Origin of the sequence: Pantoea sp. SIMBA_079, from assembly GCF_046940275.1 — a bacterium.
Classification (GTDB): domain Bacteria; phylum Pseudomonadota; class Gammaproteobacteria; order Enterobacterales; family Enterobacteriaceae; genus Pantoea; species Pantoea borealis.
Genome location: NZ_JAWRYR010000651.1, coordinates 1 through 251, shown reverse-complemented (window position 1 = coordinate 251; position 251 = coordinate 1). Strand labels below are relative to the sequence as shown.

Below are 251 nucleotides of genomic sequence, written 5' to 3'. Positions count from 1 at the left end.
CTGAGCGAAATGACCTCTAAAGATAAATTTAAATCATTTGAAGAACTGAATACCAAATTTGGCCAGGTTATGGGTACCGCAGTTATGGGCGGTGCAGCAGCAACCGCAGCAAAAAAAGCAGATAAAGTTGCAGATGATCTGGATGCATTTAATGTTGATGATTTTAATACCAAAACCGAAGATGATTTTATGTCTTCAAGTAGCGGCTCTAGCTCAAGCGCAGATGATACCGATCTGGATGATCTGCTGAA

General features: G+C 40.6%; 1 pseudogene. It reads left to right on the top strand.

Annotated elements, in window-relative coordinates:
• Window positions 1-251 (top strand): annotated as a pseudogene (locus SB719_RS21550) (single-stranded DNA-binding protein); the annotation flags it as partial.